The organism is Nitrospirota bacterium (assembly GCA_040757335.1).
Taxonomy (GTDB): Bacteria; Nitrospirota; Nitrospiria; order 2-01-FULL-66-17; family 2-01-FULL-66-17; genus JBFLXB01.
In genome coordinates this window covers 51,334-74,263 of the sequence record JBFLXB010000017.1, presented here as the reverse complement: position 1 = coordinate 74,263, position 22,930 = coordinate 51,334, and the positions used below count along the sequence as shown (strand labels likewise).

The 22,930-nt window shown below is 63.4% G+C and carries 25 protein-coding genes and 1 riboswitch; of the genes, 13 read left to right on the top strand and 12 right to left on the bottom strand.

Going from position 1 to position 22,930, the window contains the following annotated elements; all coding sequences use genetic code 11:
- Positions 1 to 35 precede the first annotated feature (35 nt).
- The 3 genes from AB1451_10495 to AB1451_10485 form a co-directional block, all read right to left on the bottom strand.
- Entirely contained in the window at positions 36 to 2,576 is a 2,541-nt protein-coding gene (locus tag AB1451_10495; protein MEW6683333.1) for a hypothetical protein, read from the bottom strand.
- Positions 2,577 to 2,662: 86 nt separating this feature from the next.
- Positions 2,663 to 2,759, bottom strand: a riboswitch (cyclic di-GMP riboswitch).
- Positions 2,760 to 2,910: 151 nt separating this feature from the next.
- Positions 2,911 to 4,359: a hypothetical protein gene (locus tag AB1451_10490; GenBank protein MEW6683332.1), complete on the bottom strand. Its 1,449-nt coding sequence runs from the start codon at positions 4,357 to 4,359 to the stop codon at positions 2,911 to 2,913.
- Positions 4,360 to 4,667: 308 nt separating this feature from the next.
- Positions 4,668 to 5,105 (bottom strand): hypothetical protein, encoded by a 438-nt coding sequence (locus AB1451_10485; protein ID MEW6683331.1) that lies wholly within the window; start codon positions 5,103 to 5,105, stop codon positions 4,668 to 4,670.
- A gap of 137 nt (positions 5,106 to 5,242) precedes the next feature.
- Between AB1451_10485 and AB1451_10480 the strand changes: the two genes are divergently transcribed.
- A complete protein-coding gene (locus AB1451_10480; protein MEW6683330.1) occupies positions 5,243 to 6,253 on the top strand; it encodes a glycine cleavage T C-terminal barrel domain-containing protein in 1,011 nt (336 codons plus the stop codon).
- A 244-nt stretch (positions 6,254 to 6,497) separates the two neighbouring features.
- Here the strand turns inward: AB1451_10480 and AB1451_10475 are convergent, their stop codons facing one another.
- A complete protein-coding gene (locus AB1451_10475; protein ID MEW6683329.1) occupies positions 6,498 to 6,794 on the bottom strand; it encodes a hypothetical protein in 297 nt (98 codons plus the stop codon).
- 61 nt (positions 6,795 to 6,855) lie between these two features.
- Positions 6,856 to 8,220 carry an MATE family efflux transporter gene (locus tag AB1451_10470; protein MEW6683328.1) on the bottom strand — a complete coding sequence of 455 codons (1,365 nt, stop codon included), beginning with the start codon at positions 8,218 to 8,220 and terminating at the stop codon, positions 6,856 to 6,858.
- Positions 8,221 to 8,275: 55 nt separating this feature from the next.
- Between AB1451_10470 and AB1451_10465 the strand changes: the two genes are divergently transcribed.
- Positions 8,276 to 9,088: an inositol monophosphatase family protein gene (locus tag AB1451_10465; protein MEW6683327.1), complete on the top strand. Its 813-nt coding sequence runs from the start codon at positions 8,276 to 8,278 to the stop codon at positions 9,086 to 9,088.
- Positions 9,081 to 10,361, top strand: coding sequence for an MFS transporter (locus AB1451_10460; GenBank protein ID MEW6683326.1), 1,281 nt, complete (start codon positions 9,081 to 9,083; stop codon positions 10,359 to 10,361). Before AB1451_10465 ends, AB1451_10460 begins: the two co-directional genes overlap by 8 nt.
- On the opposite strand, the gene AB1451_10455 is transcribed toward AB1451_10460, so the two are convergent.
- Together AB1451_10455 and AB1451_10450 are read right to left on the bottom strand one after the other, a co-directional pair.
- A complete protein-coding gene (locus AB1451_10455; GenBank protein MEW6683325.1) occupies positions 10,358 to 11,281 on the bottom strand; it encodes a site-2 protease family protein in 924 nt (307 codons plus the stop codon). The genes AB1451_10460 and AB1451_10455 overlap by 4 nt on opposite strands.
- Positions 11,282 to 11,315: 34 nt before the next feature.
- Entirely contained in the window at positions 11,316 to 11,492 is a 177-nt protein-coding gene (locus AB1451_10450) for a hypothetical protein (protein MEW6683324.1), read from the bottom strand.
- A gap of 144 nt (positions 11,493 to 11,636) precedes the next feature.
- Between AB1451_10450 and AB1451_10445 the strand changes: the two genes are divergently transcribed.
- Both AB1451_10445 and AB1451_10440 read left to right on the top strand, forming a co-directional pair.
- Complete coding sequence (locus AB1451_10445) at positions 11,637 to 11,861, top strand: hypothetical protein (protein MEW6683323.1); 225 nt, start codon at positions 11,637 to 11,639, stop codon at positions 11,859 to 11,861.
- A 5-nt stretch (positions 11,862 to 11,866) separates the two neighbouring features.
- On the top strand, positions 11,867 to 12,694 hold the full coding sequence (locus tag AB1451_10440) for a patatin-like phospholipase family protein (GenBank protein ID MEW6683322.1): 828 nt from the start codon (positions 11,867 to 11,869) through the stop codon (positions 12,692 to 12,694).
- A gap of 79 nt (positions 12,695 to 12,773) precedes the next feature.
- On the opposite strand, the gene AB1451_10435 is transcribed toward AB1451_10440, so the two are convergent.
- Both AB1451_10435 and AB1451_10430 read right to left on the bottom strand, forming a co-directional pair.
- Positions 12,774 to 13,229: a hypothetical protein gene (locus AB1451_10435; GenBank protein MEW6683321.1), complete on the bottom strand. Its 456-nt coding sequence runs from the start codon at positions 13,227 to 13,229 to the stop codon at positions 12,774 to 12,776.
- A 29-nt stretch (positions 13,230 to 13,258) separates the two neighbouring features.
- Positions 13,259 to 14,887: an AarF/UbiB family protein gene (locus tag AB1451_10430; protein ID MEW6683320.1), complete on the bottom strand. Its 1,629-nt coding sequence runs from the start codon at positions 14,885 to 14,887 to the stop codon at positions 13,259 to 13,261.
- Positions 14,888 to 15,029: 142 nt separating this feature from the next.
- On the opposite strand from AB1451_10430, the gene bamD reads away from it, so the two are divergent.
- Genes bamD through AB1451_10415 form a run of 3 tightly spaced genes read left to right on the top strand, consistent with a single transcriptional unit; the run spans position 15,030 to position 16,591 of the window.
- Positions 15,030 to 15,704 (top strand): outer membrane protein assembly factor BamD, encoded by a 675-nt coding sequence (bamD, locus tag AB1451_10425; GenBank protein ID MEW6683319.1) that lies wholly within the window; start codon positions 15,030 to 15,032, stop codon positions 15,702 to 15,704.
- Positions 15,694 to 16,425, top strand: a complete 732-nt coding sequence (locus AB1451_10420; GenBank protein MEW6683318.1) for a bifunctional precorrin-2 dehydrogenase/sirohydrochlorin ferrochelatase — start codon at positions 15,694 to 15,696, stop codon at positions 16,423 to 16,425. The genes bamD and AB1451_10420 overlap by 11 nt, the downstream gene beginning before the upstream one ends.
- On the top strand, positions 16,397 to 16,591 hold the full coding sequence (locus AB1451_10415; protein MEW6683317.1) for a hypothetical protein: 195 nt from the start codon (positions 16,397 to 16,399) through the stop codon (positions 16,589 to 16,591). The genes AB1451_10420 and AB1451_10415 overlap by 29 nt, the downstream gene beginning before the upstream one ends.
- A 159-nt stretch (positions 16,592 to 16,750) precedes the next feature.
- Here AB1451_10415 and AB1451_10410 read toward each other — a convergent pair whose 3' ends face one another.
- From AB1451_10410 to AB1451_10400, 3 genes are all read right to left on the bottom strand, one after another.
- Complete coding sequence (locus AB1451_10410) at positions 16,751 to 17,914, bottom strand: geranylgeranyl reductase family protein (GenBank protein MEW6683316.1); 1,164 nt, start codon at positions 17,912 to 17,914, stop codon at positions 16,751 to 16,753.
- A gap of 166 nt (positions 17,915 to 18,080) precedes the next feature.
- Entirely contained in the window at positions 18,081 to 18,821 is a 741-nt protein-coding gene (locus AB1451_10405; protein MEW6683315.1) for a cytochrome c biogenesis protein CcdA, read from the bottom strand.
- 2 nt (positions 18,822 to 18,823) lie between these two features.
- On the bottom strand, positions 18,824 to 19,678 hold the full coding sequence (locus AB1451_10400; GenBank protein MEW6683314.1) for a redoxin domain-containing protein: 855 nt from the start codon (positions 19,676 to 19,678) through the stop codon (positions 18,824 to 18,826).
- Positions 19,679 to 19,898: 220 nt separating this feature from the next.
- Between AB1451_10400 and ccmA the strand changes: the two genes are divergently transcribed.
- Genes ccmA through AB1451_10375 form a run of 5 tightly spaced genes read left to right on the top strand, consistent with a single transcriptional unit; the run spans position 19,899 to position 22,916 of the window.
- Positions 19,899 to 20,573 (top strand): heme ABC exporter ATP-binding protein CcmA, encoded by a 675-nt coding sequence (ccmA, locus tag AB1451_10395; GenBank protein MEW6683313.1) that lies wholly within the window; start codon positions 19,899 to 19,901, stop codon positions 20,571 to 20,573.
- Complete coding sequence (locus AB1451_10390; protein MEW6683312.1) at positions 20,560 to 21,237, top strand: heme exporter protein CcmB; 678 nt, start codon at positions 20,560 to 20,562, stop codon at positions 21,235 to 21,237. Before ccmA ends, AB1451_10390 begins: the two co-directional genes overlap by 14 nt.
- Positions 21,238 to 21,245: 8 nt before the next feature.
- Positions 21,246 to 21,968, top strand: a complete 723-nt coding sequence (ccsA, locus tag AB1451_10385; protein ID MEW6683311.1) for a cytochrome c biogenesis protein CcsA — start codon at positions 21,246 to 21,248, stop codon at positions 21,966 to 21,968.
- A complete protein-coding gene (locus AB1451_10380) occupies positions 21,965 to 22,477 on the top strand; it encodes a cytochrome c maturation protein CcmE (protein MEW6683310.1) in 513 nt (170 codons plus the stop codon). Before ccsA ends, AB1451_10380 begins: the two co-directional genes overlap by 4 nt.
- Entirely contained in the window at positions 22,461 to 22,916 is a 456-nt protein-coding gene (locus AB1451_10375) for a cytochrome c maturation protein CcmE (protein MEW6683309.1), read from the top strand. The genes AB1451_10380 and AB1451_10375 overlap by 17 nt, the downstream gene beginning before the upstream one ends.
- Positions 22,917 to 22,930: the final 14 nt, after the last annotated feature.

The following is a 22,930-nucleotide window of genomic DNA, read 5'->3' as shown; positions in this document are numbered from 1 at the left end:
GGTCGCTCCCCCCCCTTTTTACGTCGTGCCGGTCGTTACTCGACCAAGTTGCCTTCCGAGTACTTGACCGTGGTCACGTTCGGCATCGCCCCCATGCCGTGCTCGACAAAGTCGGGCACGGTCGACAGGTCAACCGCGTTTGCCGCCGCCATATCAAGTCCGCCCGGATCCGAAGGCAACACTTCCAGGAACTGACTGACTTCGAGCGGCTTCACCAGGTAGTGTTTGGCCGAATCCGTCGCGTCCGTGAGCTCGGTGCCGGCCGGAATCGTGATGATCTTGTCCGAAACAGCCTGCGTGACGACAAAGTTGTTCTTACGCAGCTCCTCAAACAGATCCGGCAACCCGTGCATCCAGCCGTCATACCGCAATGACAGGGTCTTGGAATCACCCGCGCCATTGGTAAGCACGACTGGCGCCAGAGCGATCGGGTCATCAAGCAGTTTGTAAGTGCTGTTGGCATCGACGAGGTACGTCATGATGCCCCAGGTCTCGCCGTCCCTCGGGTACTCCCAGTTGAACTGGATCGGGCGACCCTGGCCATCGAGAATATCATTGTCGCTGGCATCGACGGCAACCAACCCCCACTGTCCGTCGGTCACCACGTCACCAAGCGTGACTGGATTCCCCTGGCTATCGGTCCCCGACAGCCAGATCAACTTGAGAAAATTCGGGCTGTTGGGATCGTTATCAAATCCGTATTGGTTGCTGCTGCCCCACTGCGCCCGGAAGTGATCTACGCCGCTCAAGACCGTGGCAGCATTGACCGGATTCGCCACAGTCTGGAGCTCGATCTTCACGTCGTAGACCGCTGGCGGTCCGTCTGCCGTCTTTCTGACTATGTAGTTCGCACCCTGGTTGTTGATGTAGTACTCACGCCCCAGCTCCAACATATAGGGTAAATCATTGGAACCAAACTCGGGCGTCCAGGTTCTTGTATCAAAGTTGACCAGCTCCTTCTCCACCCACCCTGTCGGCTCACCCTGATACTCGATGTAGATCGAACCACCGATGTTCACCCATAGGTGCTCGGTGTCGGCCGGCGTATAAAGGTTATCCGTGTGCGTCACGCTCGGTGGAAAACCTTGGACTTCGTAAAATCCCACCCCCTGAGTGTGTGGAGCCATGGTCCCGTCTGGATCGTAGACCAACATGACCGGCCCGGCAGGGAAACCGTTCAGATCGAATCCATTCACATTCACGAACTTCCGCATGTTGTTTGGATCGACAATCAGTCGAGTCAGATCAAACGGTGTCGAACTCACGGCACAGCCACCAGTCGGGGGCGGCTGGCACACATTCTCGTACCAGTTACCATCGCTACCGTTATAGACCAAATCAGCGTTCTGGTTCACCCAGGTCTCAAACGGCAAGTCTTGGACGTCGGTGGCGGCCGCGTCGACCAGCGTGCGCTTGGTCAGCGTTCCCACGAATGACACCGTGGTGAAGCTCTCGGCCGTCTGGTTCGCGCCGTGGTCCTCGCGGGTCACAGTCATGTCGTCCGGTACAGGACCGACGTCGGACCAGAGTTGATGGCGCCCCTGCCACGCACCGTAATACGCGTAGTGCGTGCCGTCCGCATCCGCGAACCTCACCGGGAATCCGAACGATTTGGTCTTGAGCACGTCTTCGCCCGTCACGCTGTCAAACATCCCGTAACGGTGCGTCAGTTCGGTAATCGCGTTCCGGTCCTTGAACTGCACCGGGTCGCTTCCCTTCTGGACCGCCAGATTGGCGGCGTTGTAAGAATACGCCGCGGTCGTTAGCGGCGGGCCACTTCCACCACAGCTCGGGTCCATGCAATTGCTCCAATCCGGATACTCCACCTTCCCGTGACCCGTCGTGTCAGCCTTGCTCAGATACGCCTTGACCTCGTGGGTGATCCCCGGTCCTTCTTCATTCCTTTCGTGGATAGTCAGCACGGTTTCTCCGTTAGAGCCGTGCGAGGCCTCGGCCGCAAAAAAATTCGTTCCCGAATCGTCCATCTTGGCGTTGATCGTCCACACGCCGTAGTCTGCATACGAGCCGTCAGCATTTTTGCTCGCGGCTTCGTAAATCTTGACCTCGGCCTTGATGATCCTTATTTGCCCGCCGTCGTTCTCCTCGATCCACACCCGGACGCGGTTCACGGTCTGGCCGCCTTCGCTGATCAGGTCCGACTGGACGATCCACGGTTCCAACATCTTGGTTTCAACACCGTTCTGCTCGTCCTGGAACGCCACCATCGCCTTGTACGGTCCGGCATTGATATTGTCCGAATCCGCGTAGTGCGTTTGCGCCATGGCGTCCAGAATCGTTTCGATGATTTCGAATTGCTCCAGCGTGGGCTCGTTGACGAACCGGACGGTCTGCGCGTTCGAGTAATCCGTGCCTGGATCCGCCGCGGCGCCGAGCGCCATCAGCGCGACCGCGAGCTTCGAGGACCCACCGCCGCTGGCCGGAATCGCGGAGATCTCGGTGGGCATCTCCAGCCCCACGCCCGCCACCGTGCTGCTACTGCTTCCCCCACTATTACACGCCACCAATGCCAACCCCAGAACCCCGACCGTCCAAGCCACTGCGCGTCGGTTCCCCATGACCCTGCCCTCCTCCCAATAAAAAAGCCCAGTTCCTCGAGAACTGGGCCGCGCGCGTCAAACACCCGTGTGGCTTGTGTCTGACCCGGAGCGGCCCAACCAGCATGCCGTCGAGAACTCCCTCGACGGCGAAGCCTTGAGGCTTTGCGTCCCAGCCTTTCGGCTGGTTTGCTCTTGTTCCGGGCTCCATCCCGTAGATGTTGGGGGAAACGATACATCGGGTCGTGGAATTGTCAAGCGTGCGGTCAAAGCAGCTATGCGGGAGAAAACCGACGAAAAAAAGGGGGCCGGTGCGATACCGGCCCCCCAAGAGAAACGAAAGTTAGATCACTAGCTAGAACGTGTACCCGAGTTGCGCGACTAGAACAACCAGATCGTCGGTCGCACCGTTTGGTTCCGAATTGTTTGGAAGGGACTTAAAATAGTCTCCCGCCAATAAATAACCGACTCCCCCCATCAAACTGAGATTCTTGGTGAGCGACCAAGTCACCGTCGCATCCAGTTCAATGCCGAGATCGGTGCCTGCGTCATAACCCGCCTGATCTGGAGCGAGACCGCTTCCGAAGTCGAATGGATCTTCTGTCGCTTGCGCCCAGATCGCCGCGAGGTCAATCGTGTGGGCTCCGTGCGTCATACCAGTCGACACCTTGATTGCGGTGAGGCCATCTCCGCCGAGGCAACTTCCCGACCCGCCACTGTACGTATTCGTACCGCCGACACTCACGCACGTACCGTCAGTGACTCCAGCGGATCTAGCGCCTGAGTTTGTAATGATGATCCCGATTGGGTAGTTCCCGCTCAGTCCGTTGATATTGCCATCAGTCGAGGTCGAATTGTTGTCCTGACCCGAGGTATAGATCAGGTCCACACCCAACGGAATCCCACCCGCATCCATCTTCGCGCCGAGCACAAGGTTGTACCCCTGGAGGTCGATATCGGACCCGGTTAGCGGCTTGTAGGTTCCGTTCAGATAATCGAATTCGCCTTTCAGCTTGAGCCCGTTCATATCCAGTTCGGTCGCTGCACCGAGTGTCCAAACCGTAGCCTCCTGGCCAGCCGGGATGCCGAGCGCCCCGGTGGGATCGAGTCCGAGTGTGGAGCGGTCCATCAGGTACAGCAGGAATACGTTCGTTCCGCTAGCAGCGCCCGTCTTGCCCAAACCGGCGTTCACGAAGTACAGATCGGCGTCATCGCCAGGCCCGCTGTCAACCCCTGGCCCGCCGGGAGTGGAGTTACCGATGAACACGGCGTTGTTGTCCGTCCGCTCGTCAAACTTAGCGGTACCGACGGTGAGGGTCATTCCTCCCAGCCCAAGGTCAGCCCAGATACCGTCTACCCAATCATCCATGATCACGCCGTTGCCGAATTTGAGGCCGGCGCGGCCGCCCGTCAACGCCCACGTCTTGAAATCCGCCTTGATATACGCTTCGAGGATCTCAACCGAAGTCCCGGTTGGTCCAAACGCAAAACCATCATCATCAGCGGCACCAGGAAGAGACCCCGTGCCGTCGCCCAGCAGCCGATTTCCGGTGGCATTCTGGGAGCCCGCAAGCAGCGTTACGACCCCGCTCACCCCATCCTGAGTGGCGGTCGTCGTGAGCATAAACCGCGACGAATAGTAGGCTGCGGAGTCTCGAAAATCGCTGTCGCCGTCCGTGAGATTGTCGATGTAGAATCCGCGAATGCGGTAGTCACCGCCCCAGTTGACATCCAGCGCCCACGAGGTCGACGTCACGCCGACCAGGGCCGCCAGGACCGCACCAAGTACCAGATGTCGTTTCATCGCTCTCCTCCTACCTGAAGAGATGTGTGATGATCTCCCCCTCATCACCTTAGGGTCTTCGGTCCTTTACCGTTCGAATCTTCTGTCGGTTTCTCTCCTTTCTGAGCCTTCGCGCGCGAAAAGATAGCCGGGAACCGAGGGCTTGTAAAGGCTTCCCTCACGGGTCGGAACAGTCGCGCATATACCCGCAGCGCCGACAGACCAACTTACAATGAATGTCCAACATGGGGCCCCCGCACACGTCACAACGCGGGCCCTTGGGGTCTCGGTCCACCGGTGGGGAAGGCTCTTTGGGGCCGGGCCGAGGATCAATGGATTTTGTCGATGACGATGTCAACGCCGGTCGCGCCGACCATCACGGGGTTCCCCTTGTGCTCTCCCTCGAGGTCGCCGGGCTCCGGAGGTCCGGCGTTGCCGTCCTTGTCCAACTTGGCATAGACGTTGACTTTGCCCTCGAGGACCACTCCTTCAAAGAACACGTCCTTCTGCGTCACCGTGTACTGCACCGGAAACGTGAGGTTCGTCATCCGATGAGCCGCAATCGGCGGGCCAAACGGCGGCGCGTCGGCGGCCCGAACGGTCACAAAGAGCACATAGTCCGGCGTGACGTCCTTCGCAAGTTCAGGGGCGATGTTGACCGTGCCGGAAATCGTGGGGGGTGGCGGCGGGGTCTTCTCGCATCCCAGCAAACTATAGACCGCGATGGCAAAGAGGACAACCGCGAGGCCCGTATGCCGACCCGTCATAACCCCTCCGTGGATTAAACGGCCGCATTATCTACCAAGCCTACTACGTTGTCAACGATTTCCTGCAATTGCAATGCGCCCCCGTCTCAGGACGCGCTTGCTGTGGTAAGATCCTGTCCGCGATCGAGGACAGACTGTTGACCACTCCCGGACTCAAAGAGGAGTATCACGCACTGCGAGCCGGCGCCGGGCTCCTGGATCACTCAGACCGGGTGCGGCTCCGGATCACCGGCGCGGAGCGCGCCAAATTCCTGCAAGGCATCCTCACCAACGACACGGCGTTGCTGAGCCCCGGCCGGGGCCTGTACGGCGCGGTACTGACCGCCAAAGGTAAGATGCAGGCCGATCTCACCGCGTACGCCCTTCCGGAATGGTTCTGGGTGGACTCCGAGCCGGAGCTCGCGGCCAAACTCCCGGCACTGCTCAGCCGCTACACAATCGGCAGCGACGCCGCGGTTGCCGACATCTCAAGCACCCACGGCCTGCTGGGGCTCTACGGACCCGAAGCCCCACGCACGCTAGGCGTCGCATTTCCCGGTCTGGCGGTTCCGACCACCGACTTGGCCGTCACCGAAACGACGTGGAATGGGCATCAACTGGTCATCGCCGAAGCCGGATACCCTGGGACACCCGGGTATAAAGTGCTCGTGCCTGCCGGCGCCCTGGAGGTCGCACGGCAAGCGCTGGTTGCAGCAGGGGCAACAGCGGTTGGCGCCGAGGCCCTTGACGCCGTCCGTATCGAGAGCGGCGTCCCTCGGTTCGGGGCGGACATGAGCGAGGAGAATTTCCCCCCGGAAGCGCGAATCGAAGCGCGAGCGGTCAGTTACACCAAGGGTTGCTACATGGGGCAGGAAACGATCGCCCGCATCAAAACGTACGGGCACGTGAATCGGCTGTTGGTCGGACTGCTGCCCGAGACGGACCAGCCCATTCCGCACGGGACCAAACTCTACCACCCCGATGTGACGTCGGTGTTGCGGGAGAACAAAGAGGCCGGCTACGTTACCTCGTCGGTCTATTCCCCCGCGCTCAAACGCATCATCGCGCTCGGATACGTCAACCGGAAGGTTGAGGCGCCCGGGACGATCGTCACGATCGGCCAAGACGCGGCCGTTCACGCAACGGTCACTGCCTTGCCTTTCGTCTGAGAGCCTGTTCAGGAATGCGTCAGATGCAAGGCGCCGCTAGAACCGGAGCGCAGCGTACTGGGTCGTACGTGAGCACCGGAAAGCGATTCGCGCGGATCTGTCGCGCTGGCAATAGCCCGGTCCGCTCGCTTGGAGAAGCAAGCGCGGCAACGCCGCAGATGGCCATTGCTGCGCCACCTGTGAGGCCCCTTCGGGACGATCACCATTCGCGCCCTAGGCGCGGCCAGGTTCATGGACAGGCTCTCTACGACTGGATCTGAACCGCCGTCAGCGTCCCATCCTTCTCAACGAAGCCGATCATCACTTGATCGCCGGGTTTGATGTCCTTGAGTTGCTGGGCCGTGGCCGCAAACGTGATCGGCTCACCGCTCTCGGCATCATTGATGGTGACGGTTAAGGCCGTGGCATCCACCGCCACGACCACGCCCACGTGTTTGAAAGCCCCGGCACTCTCGCACGCGAGCGCGCCGACTGGAACGGCGACGGTCATCAGCATGGCGATAAACCCCGCCGCAATGGTGAGTGTCACTAGGCGTCGCATGAGCGTCCCTCCTGAGGTGGTTGATGAACGGATCGATCGTAGCGCTGGTCTCAAACCGCTGTCAATGCGTTTCAGGCCGCCAGAGGACGCGCTGGGAGCGCCAGGCCCCGGAACGATACCGGACGAGCACCAGCACCATCCGAACGACCCAATCCGCCAGCATGATGCTCCACACCGCCCCGAGCGGGAGACTGAACCCGTAGGCGAACAGGAGCGCCAGGGGCACCCGCACGCCCCACGCGCCGACCAACGTGCTGACCAGCAGAAACCGGGTGTCGCCCGCGCCTTTCAACGCGCCCGAGAACACCATGGTGATCGCCAGCGGGATCTGAAGCAGCGCCACGATTTTCAGAAAGAGAGTGCCAAGTTCGATGACGGCCTGATCGCTGGTGAACGATCGGAGCAGGACATAGGGGAAAAAGTAAAACACCGCCCCCATGGCCGCCATCGTCAAGACTGCCATGCGGTTGGCCTCCAGGTTCTGGATGCGTGCGCGCGCCACGTTGTTGGCCCCCAGACTCCGACCGAACGCGGTTTCCGCCGCCAACGCGAACCCCGCTCCAGGCAGAAATGACAGTGCTTCAATGGCCAGCCCCACCTGGTGTGCGGCATACGCCGCGGTGCCGTACAACAGCACCACGTTTGCAAACACGAGCTGCGACGCGTGTTGCAGCGTGCGGTCGATGGACACGGGCGCGCCGACCCGCGCCACCGCGCGCGCGAAGCGCTCGCTGCGGCCGCGCGCCAAGAGACCGCGACGGTGCACGAGAGCGAACAGCCAGCCGCTACCCACCAGGGTGGACACGGCGACCGCGACGGCGGCCCCTTCCAGTTCCCACCGCGGCAGGCCCCATCGGCCGTAGATCGTCGGATACGCGATCGCGACGTGGATCACGTTCATGACCACGGTCACGTAGAGCGGGCTCTTGGTGTCGCCCGTGCCTTGCAGGACGCCGGACAGGATCGTGACCAACAGCATCAACGGGAACGCCAGAAAAACGATTCGCAGATACGGCTGCGCCAGATTGACGACGTCAGGGGCGGCTCCGAGCAACACCACGGCGTCCGCGCCCCAGATCATCCCCACTGCTCCGACGGCACACCCGACCACGGCGGCGATCCCCACGACGCGGCGCGCGCCGGCCGCGGCTTCCGCCTTTCGCCCCGCGCCCCAGAGTTGCGCCACCACGACCACGGTGCCTGCGGGCAATCCCGACACCAGACTCACCAACGTCAGCACGAGCAACTGGCTGGCGCCGGCGGCCGCGATCGCGGAGGCGCCGAGCCCACCGACCAGGAACACGTCGATGATGACGACCGCGCGCTCGAGCAGAGTCGACGCCACCACGGGTAGCGCCAGCGCCAGCATCGCGCGCCGGATACGGCCGCGTCGACCCCGTCGGCGGCGGATCGTGCGACGCGTCATGCCGATCCCGAAGGGGAATGACCGATCACGTGAAGCGTGTGGTATCATGCGCGGCATGGCTGATCCGGAAGATCCCTACGACGACTGGCTGGCGCTCGCGGTGGATGCCGCACGCGCCGCGGGCGACATCATTTACCGCGGCATGTCCGACGTCCTCGATATCCGCTTCAAAGGCGCGATCAATCTGGTCACCCAGATCGACGTGGCGGCCGAACGCGCCGTGGTGGACCGCCTGCGGGCCAAGGTGCCGGATCACGGCATCCTGGCCGAAGAAGGATCGCTCCACGAAAGTCCTTCGCCGTACCGCTGGCTGATCGACCCCCTGGACGGGACTACGAACTACGCGCATCGGTTTCCGTTCTTCTGCGTCTCCATCGGGTTGCAGCACGCGGAACGCATGATTCTGGGCGTGGTGTGCGATCCCCTGCGCGACGAACTCTTCACCGCGGTGCGCGGCGGCGGAGCCGCCTGCAACGGTCGCCCGCTCTCGGTGTCGTCGACCGACGTGCTCAAGGAGAGTCTGGTCGTCACCGGATTCGCGTACGATCCCAAACGGGACACCAACGTCAATTTTCGACATTTCGAAGCCATGAGCCGCGTGGTCCAGGGCGTGCGACGGACCGGCTCCGCGGCGCTGGACCTGTGCTACGTGGCCGCGGGTCGCTCCGACGGCTTCTGGGAGCTGTCGCTCTCCCCCTGGGACACCGCAGCCGGCCAGGTCATCGTGGAAGAAGCCGGCGGCCGCGTGACGGATTTTTCGGGCCGCGCCTTTTCGCCCTACACTCCCGAAATCGTCGCCAGTAACGGCAAGATCCACGACGCGATGCTCGCCGTGCTTAATCAATCATCCACCTCGTCGCGTGACTGACGCGCCGGCATCCGTCAAAGAACGGTGGGCGTGGTGCGGCTACGACTTCGCCAACTCCGCGTTTACAACGATCATCGTCACGGTCGCGTACAGCGTGTACTTCGCGCGCGTGGTTGCCCCGCAAGACGGAGAAGCCTGGTGGGGACGCGGATACGCAGTTTCGATGCTGCTGGCGGGTCTGTTGTCTCCGATCTTGGGTGCGGTCGCCGACGCCACCGCGTCCAAACGCTGGTTTCTCATCGCCATGACGACGGTGTGCGTCGTTCCCACGTTCTTGTTGGGTTGGGTGGGACCCGGCGACCTCGCGTGGGGCCTGGGGCTGTTCATCGTGGCCAATATCGGCTACAACGCCGCCCTGCACCTCTACGATGCCTTTCTCAAAGAGTTGACGACCGCCGATGCCATGGGTCGCCTGTCGGGGTGGGGCTGGGGGTTCGGCTACCTGGGGGGCCTGGTGTCGCTCGCATTGGTCTATCCGTTTATTGCGGGCGGCATGGATGGTGAGGCCGCCTCCCGCTATCGCCTGGCGTTCCCCTTGACTGCCGCGTTCTTCGCGATCGCCGCGTTGCCCACCTTTCTGTGGCTGCGGGAGCGCGCCATCCCGGCACGCGTCGTGGGATCGGCGTGGACTGCAGGTGTCCAACGGGTAATCGAGACGTTGCGGGGCCTTGGGCAATACCGCAGCCTGCTGCGATACTTTCTGGCGTATTTTCTCTACAACGACGCGGTCAATACCGTGTTCGTGTTCGCTGCGATCTTCGCGACCCAGGTGCTCGCGTTCACCGCCAACGAGCTGGTGATTTTTTTCCTCATCATGCAACTCTCGTCCGCCGCCGGGGCGTGGGGATTCGGGTGGGTGACCGATCGCTTGGGCGGCGTACGCGCCATCTCGGTCACGCTCGTCGTGCTCATTGGTCTGACGATCTGGGCGTCTCAAGTTGAAACCGCGCCCGAGTTCTACGCCATCGGCTTGTTCACCGGGGCGTTGCTCGGGGGCAATCAAGCCGCCAGTCGCACGTTGCTGGCGCACTTCGCGCCCCCGGGCCGGGGCGCAGAATTTTTCGGATTGTTCTCGCTGACCAGCAAATTCGCTGCCACCCTCGGGCCGTTGCTCTACGGCGAAATCGCGCGCGTGACCGGCAGTCACCGCGCCGCCGTGTTGTCGATCGGTGCGCTGTTCTTCGCCGGGTTGCTGCTGCTGCAACGAGTGGATGAATCGGCCGGGCGGCGCGAGGCCACCGGTTGTACCACCGCTGACGCGCTCCCTGGTTAGACCGAAAATGGGACGGGGGTAAACGTCAAGACAAAAATGACGAGGCTGGCCCACGCAATCGCGCGTTGGCGCCGGTTCAGGGGGAGGGTCTGATCAATGACCGGCGGATGGCGCAAACCAAGCATGGCGCCCAAGATGCCCCACACCAGCCAACCCGGCCAGCCGACCACACCCAAGACCGCGAGCCCCAGTACCGCGATGATCGAAATCATCTTATGCCGCCTTCCGAACAACGCGTAGGTGATGTGTCCGCCGTCGAGTTGCCCGATGGGCAACAGGTTCAGCGCGGTCACGAACAATCCGATCCACCCCGCAAACGCCACGGGATGGAGCACGAGGTCGTATCCTTTGGCCGGGGTGTCCACCAGCCACGCTCCGAGACCTTGCAGCAACAACGGTGAACCCAGCTTCATGCCGTCGAGCGAATTCTCGGGCTGGACCGAGGACTGCAGGAGGCCCGCAATCACGGCCACCACCGCCACCACGAACCCCGCGATGGGTCCCATAGCCCCGATCTCCAGCAGCGGGCCGCGGCGCAGGATCGGGGAGCGCATATTGATAAACGCGCCGAACGTCCCGATCATGAAGAGAATCGGGGGCGCGGGGATAAAATACGGCAGACTGGCTCGCACCCCGTAGTGGCGGGAGGTGATGTAGTGCCCCATCTCGTGGGTCAATAAGATCGCCATCAGGGTGAGCGAAAACGGGATCCCGCGGACAAGGTCCGCCGGATGAATGAACGGATTCGCGCCGTCCATGAGCGCGCCGGCCAGCAGCGTGGTCCCCAGCGTGGCTACGAACAAGGCCAACGCAAGCCCGTAGGCGGGACGCGCTTGAGGCTCGTCCAGCGGGATCTCCCGCACCGACGGTTCCGACGAAGCCGGCGGGGACCAGGAAGCGGAAGGGATTTGGTCGGACATGGTGGCTTGTGGTGATCGCGTCGGGAGGAGGCCTCTACGCCGCCGCTCGCACGGACGAGATGCCGGCCAACGGGAGCGTGACCGATCCGGCCGTGGTCACGAGGTAGAGATCCGTTTCATCGGCGCCGACCAGCCGACCACGGTACAGCACGCCCTCATAGATCACTTCGACTTCCCGGTCGCGCAGCGCTGTCAAGTCGTCCTGGATCATCGGCGCACATGCGGATTATACCGACAAGGGGCCGGCCGCGCAACGCGGACCCGATAATCCGTCACAGTATGTTTCGCCTCTCGACCCCGTTGCCACGCAGGAGGAGGTGTGGTAGGCTCCGAATCGGAAAGGAGACTCGATGCGATGACTCAATCGACCGATATCAGCAAAGCGATCGCCGGCGCGAAACAGCGCGTCAAAGACCGGCGGGCGGCCGTGGCCTCCGCACGCCAGGACCCGACGCTTCGCGGTTTGCGAAAGGCGCTTCGTCGGCTGCAACGTCGCCGCCGCGCCGCGTCGGCTCAACAGGCCCGGCTCTCCGCGAAAATGGCCAAAAAGACCGCCGGGGAGGCCGCCAAGGCCGAGTAACCCGCATGGCTTCTCTTGGTCTGGCCCTAGGGGGCGGCGGGGTACGAGGGTTCGCCCACCTCGGCGTGCTGCGCGTGCTGGAGCGGGAGGGCCTGGCGCCTCGCGCAATCGCCGGCACCAGTATGGGCGCGATCGTCGCGGCACTCTATGCCCTGCTGCCCACTATCGACGCCGTGGAAGGGACCCTGGGCGAGTTCTTCAAGCGCTTCGCGCCGACGTTGACCCAGCTCGCCGTGCGGGCTGCGTCAAGCCCCGGGGGCATCGCCCTCGACGAGCCGTCTCTGCTGGCTCCCACCGTGTTTCACCGGCACTTCGACCAGTTGATTCCGGACACGACCTTCGAGCGCGCCCGCGTGCCGCTGGCCGTGGTCGCGGTCGATCTGGTCTCCGGGGAAGAGGTGGTGTATACGACAGGACCGGTACGCCCCGCCGTGCTGGGTAGTGCCGCGTTGCCCGGCGTCTTCCCCCCGATCGCGTTCGACGGCCGGGTGCTCGTAGACGGCGGATGGACCAGTCGCATCCCCGTCGACGCGGCACGTCAACTGGGGGCGGAGCGCGTGGTGGCGATCGAGGTCTCGGACGATGCGGACGCCGTCTTCCCTCCCAACCAACCCCACTCCGGGCTTCGGATCGTCCTGCGCGCCGCCGAGATCACCCGCAACCATCTGGCCAGGCTCTCGGCCCAACGCGCCGACCTCCTGCTGGTGCCGCCCACCGGCGACGTTGCACTGCACGACGTCTCGCGTGTCGCGGATTGTGTCCGTCTCGGAGTTGAGGCGGCGCAGGCGCGTCTCGGGGAGATTCGTGCGCTGGTGGCGGGGCGGTCGGCGTAGCGGGCGTAACGATCGTTCCGTTGCGTCGACCCGCGATTAACAATCCGACTGATACCGCTTCGACGGACTCAAGTCTATGTTACTCCCACTGCCGCGCCAGGTCGTCGACGCGGCGAGCCAAGCGGCGGAGTTGTTCCTGAACCCCGGGCTGCGAGGCCTTCACCTTTTGGCGCAACTCCTCGAGGGCGTCGCGGACCGAGGTGAGCCCCGCCTTGGTGCTGGCCGCCGCATCCCGGGCCAAGGCACCGATCCGCTCGGCCGCCACGTGAATCTCTTCTTCGGCGTCCCCGAAATTTTTGTTCGCGAGCGCCTCCCGGGCCCGTCCCAGCGCCTCCCGCGCCTGGGCCAGCGTCTCGCGCCGTTTGAGCGCGACCATTTGCCGATCGATCGCCGCCGTTTTCTCCTCCAGCTCGCCTTGCAGCGACTTCACGTGCGCCAGCACGTCGTCCAGCCGGTGATCGCCGAGCCAGTACCCGGCGTAGAACGCGAGCGCCATACATCCCGTAAACACCAGTGTTTTGAAAAACCCGCCCATCGCCCCTCCCGAGGTCAGTCCGGACGCGGCTAGCCGCGCGCGACGGATACCAGAAACAGTGCGAACGCGATGACCGCTCCCACGGCGCACGCCGCGGCCGCGACCGCGTGGCCGCGCTCCGACAACAACACCGCGCTCCAGACCCCGCCGAGCGCGACCGCGGCCAGCAACGTCCGATGCGAGAGCCGGTAGAGCTGCGAGATCCGTCCGCTCACGTCTTCCGACGACATCAACGTTTGAAACTCTCCGCGGTTGGCCCGCGACAGAAACGCGTGCAGCTCCTGCGGCAACGACAGCACCACATCGCCCCACTCGCGGCCCTGCCGCATCAACCGCGACCAGATCCCGCGTTCAGCTTTGAGGAATTCCACCGCGTAGGGCTTGGCCAGCTCGATCAGATTCAGTTCGGGATCGAGCTTGGCGCACAGCCCGTTCAACATCCCGGCGGTTCGACCGAACAGGATGAAGTTGTTGGGCACTTGCAGCGCGTGCGACACGCGGAAAAACTGCTCCACGTCGTCCGCGATCTCCAAGACGGTGATGTTCTTGAACATGCGCGGCGGCATGTCGCGATACCGGTCCATAAAAAAATCCACGGCCCGCTCGATGTCCGCGAGGTTACCGGTCACGGCGATGAATCCCAAGAGCTGCAAACCGCGCACGATCTCGGGAACGTCCCGGTCGATGATCGCGCGGATGGTCTGCGTGATCCCGTCGTGCATTTGCGGCGTGATGCGTTGCATGATGCCGAAGTCCACGAACACCAGACGCGGCTCGCCGTCGATTCCCTGCTGCACGAAGAGATTGCCCGGATGCGGATCTCCGTGGAAGAAGCGGTGCAGAAGAATTTGCTGCATGTACGCGCGGGCGATCAGGCGAGCCACGGCGCGCAGGTCGATGCCCTTTGCGCGGATCTCGTCGAAGCGGGTGATTTTGATCCCCTCCACGAATTCCAACGTCAACACGTGCGCGGTGGTGTGCGACCACACGACTTCCGGAACTACCACCGACGGCTCGGCCGCAAAATTGATCCGAAAGCGGTCCGCGGAACGCCCTTCGTTGAGGTAGTTCAGCTCGCCTTGCAGGACGCGGGCGAACTCGTCGTACAGCGTGTCGAAACGAAATCTGGAAAATCGCCACTGCAGCAACCGGAGCACCAGACGTGCGGCGCGAAGATCCGTGGCCACCACGGCTTGGACGCCCGGGTACTGCACCTTGACCGCCACGCGACGGCCGTCCGGCAACGTGGCTTCGTGCACCTGGCCCAGCGAGGCCGCGGCGATGGGTTCCGGGGCAAACGCCGCAAACGACTGGTCCAGCGGCCGGCCCAGTTCGAGGACCACGCGCTCCCGGATCGGCGGGAACGGCATGGGCGGAACTTGGTCCTGCAGGGCGGCCAGTTCTTCGGTGTACTCCTCGGGAAGGATATCGACCCGGGCGCTCATGAATTGCCCGAGCTTGATGAACACGCCGCGGAACCGGATCGCCGCCTCGCGGAGTCGGATCGCCGACGCCCGGTGCAGGCGGGACCGCCGAGCGGCACGAGTCTCGTCGGAGGACAGCCAGGAGACCAGCGCGAGCGCTTGATACCGTGCCAGAATCCCGAGCGCCAGGACCACCACGCGGGCGATCCGAAGCAGGGCCCCCGGCGCGGTCACGGCGTCTTCCTACGTCGGCTAGGCGGCCGTTCGCTCGACACGCCGTATCTTCGCCCTAGGTCCTCACGCGAGTCAAGCGCGCACGCTTGATTTCCCAACGCCCCCCTGGTAGGCTGCCGACGCTCACGAGGTCCCAATCCCCATGATTCGTCGGTCCGTGCTCATCTCCGTCCTGGCCGCAGCCCTGTGGCTGCCGGGCTGCGCCACCCCCGAGGACCCCGCGCTCAAGCCGCTGCTGGCGTTGAGCGACCTCCAGTACGACGCGGGGGTGATCATGAATAAAGCCGAAAACTTGTACGACGAGAAAAAGTGGGATGAGGCCGAAGTCGAGTATCAGCGGTTCCTCGAGCTGCATCCGGTTCACCGGTGGGCGCCGCACGCGCAGTTCAAACTGGCGCTGTGTTACGACCGGCGGATCCCCGCGGTCGGCCGCGACCCCACGATCGCCGAGAAAGCACAGGCCGCGTTCGAACGGGTACTGTCGTACCCGGATTCCCGATACCATGAGGCGGCTCGGGCCAAGTTGACCGAGGTCCGTCGCTACCTCGCGCAGTCCGATTTCCAGGTCGGACGTTTCTACTACAAGCAGGGCCAGTATCCCGCCGCAATCGTCAGATTCCAGAAGGTGCTCGACGCCAAGGTGGAGGGCGCCGTGACCGAAGACGCAACCTACTTCCTGGCGTTGGCCTACGAACGCGACGGGCAAGTCGACAAAGCGAGCGAAACCGCGCAGGCGCTGCTCGACACTTTCCCCCAGACGCGCCACGCCAAAGACGTCGCGAAACTCAAGGCCCGTTTAGGCTCCCGTGCCGGCTGAGCCTCGGGCCTACCCTGCGATGCTCGTGCTGCGGGACTGCGCCGTGGTGGTCATTGGCGGGGGTCGGATCGCCACCCGAAAGGTGAGGGATCTGGTGGCGACCGGCGCGAGAGTCACGCTGATCAGTCCGACGTTGAGCGCCCCGCTCCAGCGGTGGGTTCGCGAGGGGCGCGTGCGCCACCTCGCCCGCCCGTATCGGCGCGGAGATCTCAAAGGCTCGCGCCTGGCAATCGCCGCCACGCCGGATCCCCACGAGCAGGCGCGGATCGCGGCGGAAGCCCGCACCACCGCGACCTGGGTCAACGTAGTGGATCAGCCCGCGCTCTGCGACTTTCTCGCGCCGGCGGTCTTTCGGCGGGGCCACTTGATCATCACCGTGTCCACCGATGGAAAAAACCCGGCACTGGCGCGTTGGGTGAAACACCGGCTCGCCGCGTTGGTGGGTCCGGAGTATGCTCGGCTCACCGCCCTTTTGGCCGCGGTTCGTTCGGCGTTGCGCGCGGCCGGCGTCCCGCCGACTGCGCGCCGTCGGATGACCGACCGACTCCTGGACGCCGACCTACCCGCCTTGGTCCGCGCCAAAGACCGGCCGGGGATCGTGCGCCTCATCCGGCGGGTGACCGGGCTGGCGCACCTCGCGCCTTCTGCGCGAATCGCCGGCTCGCGCCGACGCCCCACACAGAGCCGCCGTCATGCCTCGCTCTCCCCAGCCATTCGATAAGTTCCTCTACTACCTCGGTCGAGGCGTCCAATTGGTCGGGCTGCTGATTGTCCTTAATGTCGTGGTCCTCTTCTTCTTTCCCGAATACAAAATGGGCCCGCTCCTCCAACTCACGATGGTTGGCGTGGTGACGTTTTTTATCGGGTGGTTGATGCAGGCACGATGACGCCTTTGCGTTGGAAACCTCCAGATCACTGATTCAGCCTGTTCAGGAATGCGCCAGATGCAAGGCGGAGCGAGAACCGCACCGGAGCGTACGATATGGGTACGTGAGGAGCGGAAGCGCAGCGACAACGCGGCAGCCTGGCCATTCCCGGACAGGCTGCTAGCGCGCAAACAGCGCGGCGGCTCGACCCACCAAGGCGGCGGGCGCGAGGCGGAAGACGTGGCGTCGCAGCCGCGCCCACAGGTCTTGAAAGCGGCTCGTGCCGCGCAGGACGTCGAAAAACCAGCCGACCACATCCGGGTGAGCCCGCATGGCCTCGTACCAGAGCCGTGGATAGCCGTAGGCGATCGCAGCCAACCGATCGGCCACGGCAAATTCCGGAGCCAGGTCCGCCTCAACCCAACGCACGTACGCGCTGAGATCGACTCCCCCGTGGTCGAGTTGATGGGCGATGGTTTGGCCGAGGCGTTCACCGCTGAGGATCCCGTAATAAATACCCTCGCCGAAAAAAGGATCCACGAGGCGCGCGGCGTCCCCGACCAGCCCGACGCGCGCTGAAGCGACTCGCCCGCCCTTGGCGTAGATGGGGATCGGGTGCCCGACCGGCGTGGTGAGGGCCACGTCCCGGAGCCCGGATTGAAGCGCCGCGAACCGTTCAAACGCCGCTTTGGGCTGGCGGTCGGGAACACGGAATCCCCCGATGCCGATCGACATGCCCTTTTGCTTGGGAAAGATCCACCCGTATCCGCCGGGGACCGCGCCCATCTCCAGAATCACTTCATTCGAACCGTTGGGGAGCGCAATCTCAGCTTCGAGCCCGTACACACCGCGAGAAGGGGCGGGATTGATCCGCCTCGCGATTCGGCTGTTCGCGCCATCCGCGCCGACCAGAAATCGGGCTCGGTACGTGGCCGTGGGGGTCACGACCTGAACGCCCTCAGCCGTTTCTTCGACCGAGATGACGGGTTCTCCATCTTGGAGACACGCCCCTGCGCGAGCGGCGCGTTCGGCCAGGACGGCGTCGAAACGATCGCGCATGACGAATGACGCGATGGGATCCCGGCCCCCCACGGTAAACGCCTCTTGCCCACAGTAGCGAAACGTCATCACCGAGACCGTCTGCTCGACGACCTTTCGGTGAACGCCACCGAGCAGCGCGTCGACACGGGCTGAAATCCCCCCGCCGCACACTTTGTATCGGGGGAACCGATCCCGGTCGAGCGCCAGCACGGTGCGTCCGGCGCGGGCGATCTCATACGCCGCGGTCGATCCCGCCGGCCCCAGCCCCACGACAATCGCGTCGTAGGTCGTTGAACTATGCATTGCGGAGTTCACCACGATTCGTACTCACGTGAAGGCAACCTGGCCGCTGGGGAGGGGTCAGATGCCAGGCGGAGCGAGAACCGGAGCGGAGCGTACTGGGTCGTACGTGAGCACCGGAAGCGCAGCGACAACGACGCAGATGGCCCCTCCCCGGCGGCCAGGCGGGCTACTGGCCGATGGACCAGCCTATGCCATTCTGCGTCAAAAACGAACTCAGAATGGACAGCGAGTTGGTGGCGATGAGCATGCCCACGGCGATGAGGAACACGCCGCTGACCTTGGTCACGGCCGGCATGTAGGGACCCACGGCCTTCATGCGCGCCAGGAACGTGTTGAATCCGAGAGCGGTCACCAGCAAGGGCAGGCCCAACCCTACGGAGTAGGCGGTCAAGAGTTGCACGCCTTGCCACAACGATTGCTTGGTGCTTGCGTAGAGCAGAATCGACCCCAGAATGGGCCCGACACACGGGGTCCAACCCGCGGCAAAGGCCAGGCCCACCACGTACGCACCGAAATACCCGGCCGGCCGACCTTGCAGGTGGAAGCGGCGGTCCGCTGCCAAGGCCGACAGGTTGAACACCCCCATGACGTACAGTCCGAAGAATACGATGAACGCCCCCCCCACCCACCGCAGGAGCTGCTGGTGGGTGAGCAGCACCTGCCCCATCAACGACGCGGACGCGCCGAACAGGATAAAGACGGTCGAAAACCCGGCGACAAATAAGAGCGACATGGTCAGCGTCGTCCGCTTCACGCGATACCGGTCCGTACCGCGCGTCAGTTCGTCAAACGAGAGACCGGTCACGAACGATACGTACGCCGGCACCAACGGGAGCACGCACGGTGACACAAACGAGAGAAACCCGGCGGAAAACGCAATGGCGAGCGAGGGGGTGGAGGCGTCCATCCCTATCCTCGCTGGGGCTCGTCCCCGGTTTCCGAAACCAGCACGCGAACCAGCTCGCGGTTTTTCGCGGTATTCCAGTCCATGGCCCCAAAAAACTTGTGCCGGATGACGCCGCGGCGGTCCAGGACAATGCTGGTGGGAAGCGAGCGGACTTCGAACCGATCATTGACCTGCATCTGGGGATCCAGCAGAATCGCAAACGTCAGGCCGAATGAATCCATAAAAGGTTGGACGATCTCGGCCCCTTCGTAGTCCGTCGAAATCCCGACTACCTGGAAGTCCTGCGAACGAAATTCGTGTGACAGCGCTTCAAGAGAGGGCATTTCCGCGCGACAGGGGCCGCACCATGTGGCCCAGAAATTCAGCAGCACAACCTTGCCGCGAAATTCTGTGAGCGACGATGTGCCGCCGCCGAGCCGCTCCAGGGTGAACATCGGGGCCATGAAGCCCACCCGCGTCCCTTCACGAGGTAACAGTCTCGCGGGGTCGTTGTGCTGCAACGGGGCTGCGGCCGGCCGATCATCGCACGCAACGGCCAACAAGGCCAACATGACTCCGCCCATCAGCCGGAGGCCGGGCGTGCCGCGCCGCGGGGGCGGCTTCGCGTCGGCTCCGGCGTTGTCCACCCAGGAACCGTCCGATGAGAGATAGCCGTCACGAATGGCCTGTTCCAGCACGAAGCGCGCTCGATCCGCGTCGTCTGCCGCCACGCTGATCCGGCGTTCGCCGAACCGGCCGATCGTCAGCGGATACGGGGACATCGACAGATCGCGAATCGCGCACGAAATCCCCTCTTCGGCCAACAGATCCGAGATCCGGTCCGCCTCCAGCGGGTCGTAGGTCTTATACAGTTCCATTCCAGGCTCCAGGTCGGCCTCTATGATAACGAACGACCGAACGGACCGTCAATCTGAGCAGGGCTGCGACGTAGGACACGGAGCGATGAAGCCTGCCGCAGCCCAATCACGTCTCGCGCCCGTCCCGCCAGACCTCAAGGACCGGCGCCTGGACATCGCGCCGCAGCGTCCCGTATACTGAGCCGATTTATGTCCGAATTTCAGCCTGTTGATCGGCCGCATGAGCGCCATCCGCGCCGTTGAGTTGGCCAAGACCTACGGACATTACCGCGTGTTCGAGCACGTGTCGTTCACGCTGGCGGCCGGTGAGTGCCTGGCCCTGTTCGGCCCCAACGGCGCCGGCAAGACCACGCTCATCCGCATTCTCGCCACCTTGTCGCGACCATCCGCCGGAGAGTTCGAGATCGACGGGCAGGATGGGATTCGCAATAAGGAGGCGGTCCGAGGTTCGCTGCTCCTGTTGGCGCACGGCTCTCACCTCTACGACGAACTCAACGCGGTGGAGAACCTCCGCTTTGCGCTCGCCCTCCGCGGACGCAACCGCGCGGATCGCGACCTCAAGGCGGCGCTCGACCGCGTTGGCATCGGCGCGTTTGCGGACCTGAAGACCCGATACTTTTCAGCGGGCATGAAGAAACGACTGACCATCGCCAAATCCATCCTCATCCAACCGAAGCTGTTGCTGATGGACGAGCCCTACACGTCGCTCGACGAGTCGGGCATGGCGTTGGTGAACGAGTATCTCCGGGCGCTGACCAAGGAGGGCGCGGCCGTGCTGATGACCACCCACGATCGCGCGCGATCGGCCGAGGTCGCGCACCGCGCGGCTGTGCTGGACAAAGGCCGCCTGAGCGAGGTGCCGGTCGACCGCCTGAACCGCGATGCCCTTTTTTAACGTCATACGGTGGGTCGCGTGGAAGGACCTGATCAGCGAGGTCCGGAGCCGCGAAACATTGTCGTCGATGTTCTTCTTCGCCCTGATCGTCATCCTGGTGTTCAGTTTCAGTTTTTCGATGGACCAACAAGCCGCCCGGGAACTGATCGCCGGGATCATGTGGGTGGCGTTTGCGTTCACCGGGATCATCGGGCTCGGGAAGTCGTTCGCCGCGGAACTCCAAAACGACTGTTTGGAGCACCTCCAAATCAGCCCCGGATCAAAAGGGGCGATTTATTTGGGCAAGCTCTTGGCCAACGTGGTGTTTATGCTCACGGTAGAGGTCATTTTGTTCCCCATGTTCGTGATTTTCTTCAATCTCGACGTGGTTGATGCCCTTCCGCTGCTTTTGTTAGTATTCGCGTTGGCCACGCTTGGGCTGTCGACGGTCGGCACCTTGTTTTCAGCCATGACGGTTCAGGTTCGGGCCCGCGAGGTGATGCTGCCGATCCTGCTGCTGCCCCTGGCTGTCCCTGTGATGATCGCCGCTGTCGAAGCCACGCGAGGCGCCCTGAACGGAGACCCTCTCGCGCTGTACGCGAACTGGCTGCAGTTATTGGCGGTGTTCGACGTGGTGTTTTCGGTGTTGTCGTTTTGGGCGTTCGAGTGGATTCTCGACGGATAGGAAACAGCGTGGGCGCACTCATCAAATGGATGCAGCGGTACGAAGGATGGTTTGGGGCAGTCGGAGGCGTGTGCATCTTCGCGGGACTCTACTTGGGGCTGGCCGCCTCGCCTCCGGACTACTATCAAGGCGAAGTAGTCCGGATCATGTACGTCCACGTCCCCATCGTGCAAACCGCCATGTTGGCGTACTCCGTGTTGTTCGCGGGCAGCATCTGGTATTTGTGGAAGCGCGATCCGATCGTGGACAACCTTTGCCAAGCAGCCGCCGGCATCAGCGCCTATCTCACCGCTGGCGGCCTCATCACCGGCTCGATCTGGGCCAAACCCACGTGGAACACCTGGTGGACCTGGGATGCGCGGCTGGTGTCGTTCGCCGTCATGCTGCTGATCCTCATCGGATATCTCATGCTGCGCACCTTCATCGACGATCCCGAACGCGAAGCGCGCTTCGCCGCCGTGCTCGCCATCGTGGGGTTCGTGGATTTGCCGATCGTGCATTTCTCGGTCGAGTGGTGGCGCACGCTGCACCAGCCCCTCTCCATTTCCATGCGCGGGATCGCCATGTCGGGCGACATGCTCCGGCCGTTGATCGTCATGAGCGTCGGGTTCTGGGTGCTCTTCGTGTATATGTTGATGGTGCGCACGCAGATGCTCTACCTGACCGACCTCCTGCGCGCCAAGAAGGGCCGCCTGCTGAGCCACGCGCATCTGTCGGATCTTCCCACGTGACGCGGTTGTACGTGCAATGGACCGTGATCACGATCGCCGCGGCGCTCGTGGCGATGGCCGCGGTGCGGTACTACGACCGCCATCTCACCACCGTGACGCCGGAGACGGTCTTGGAACACGCCACGGGCTCCGGCGTGGTCCGCGTGCAAGGACAGGTCGCGGCCGGAACTCTGGAAGGTGACCCTGCGGCGGGCCGGGCGAGCTTTCGCCTCAGCGGCGAGGGCGCAGGGCTTCCGGTTCAGTACGAGGGGCCCCCGCCCGAAAACCTGCGTGAACTCAAGACGCTCGTGGTCGTCGGACAATGGGATACCGACGCGAGCGTGTTTCGGGCTCACGACATCGCGTTGGTGACGAATTACGGGTTCGTGGTGGGCGCCTATCTCGCGGGCTTTCTTCCCATCGCCCTGTTTCTGTTCGCCATGGAGCGTCGGGTGCGGGCGTTGTATGCGGAAATCAAACGCGCCAAGTTATACGAACCGGAGTCAGTGGCCCATGTGGACCCGCGGTAAACAAATCGGACTGTTCGTCAGCCTCGCGCTGGTCGCCGGCGCACTCGGGTACCTGGCGCTCGGCAATTTCGGCGAGAACCTGGTCTACTTTTTCACCCCGTCGGAAGTGTCGGCGTTCTCGCCGGCCCACTATAACAAGAAGGTTCGGGTCGGCGGAATGGTCGTCAAAGGAAGCCTGAAGTCTCGGACCGAGACCGTAGGGATGACGTTCGCGCTCACCGACGGGGCGGCGACGATTCCCGTGACGTTCGAGGGCATCCCTCCTGATTTGTTCAAGGAAGGGCAGGGCGCGGTGGTGGAAGGAGTATGGACTCCGACCAAAGAGTTTCACTCCACCATGATCATGGCGAAACACTCCGAGGACTACATGCCGATCGACCTCAAACGCGCCGGAATAGAACTCCCCAAGAAGGATCTCCTCCAGACCCTCCGGCCTTAGCCGGGTGCAAGGTC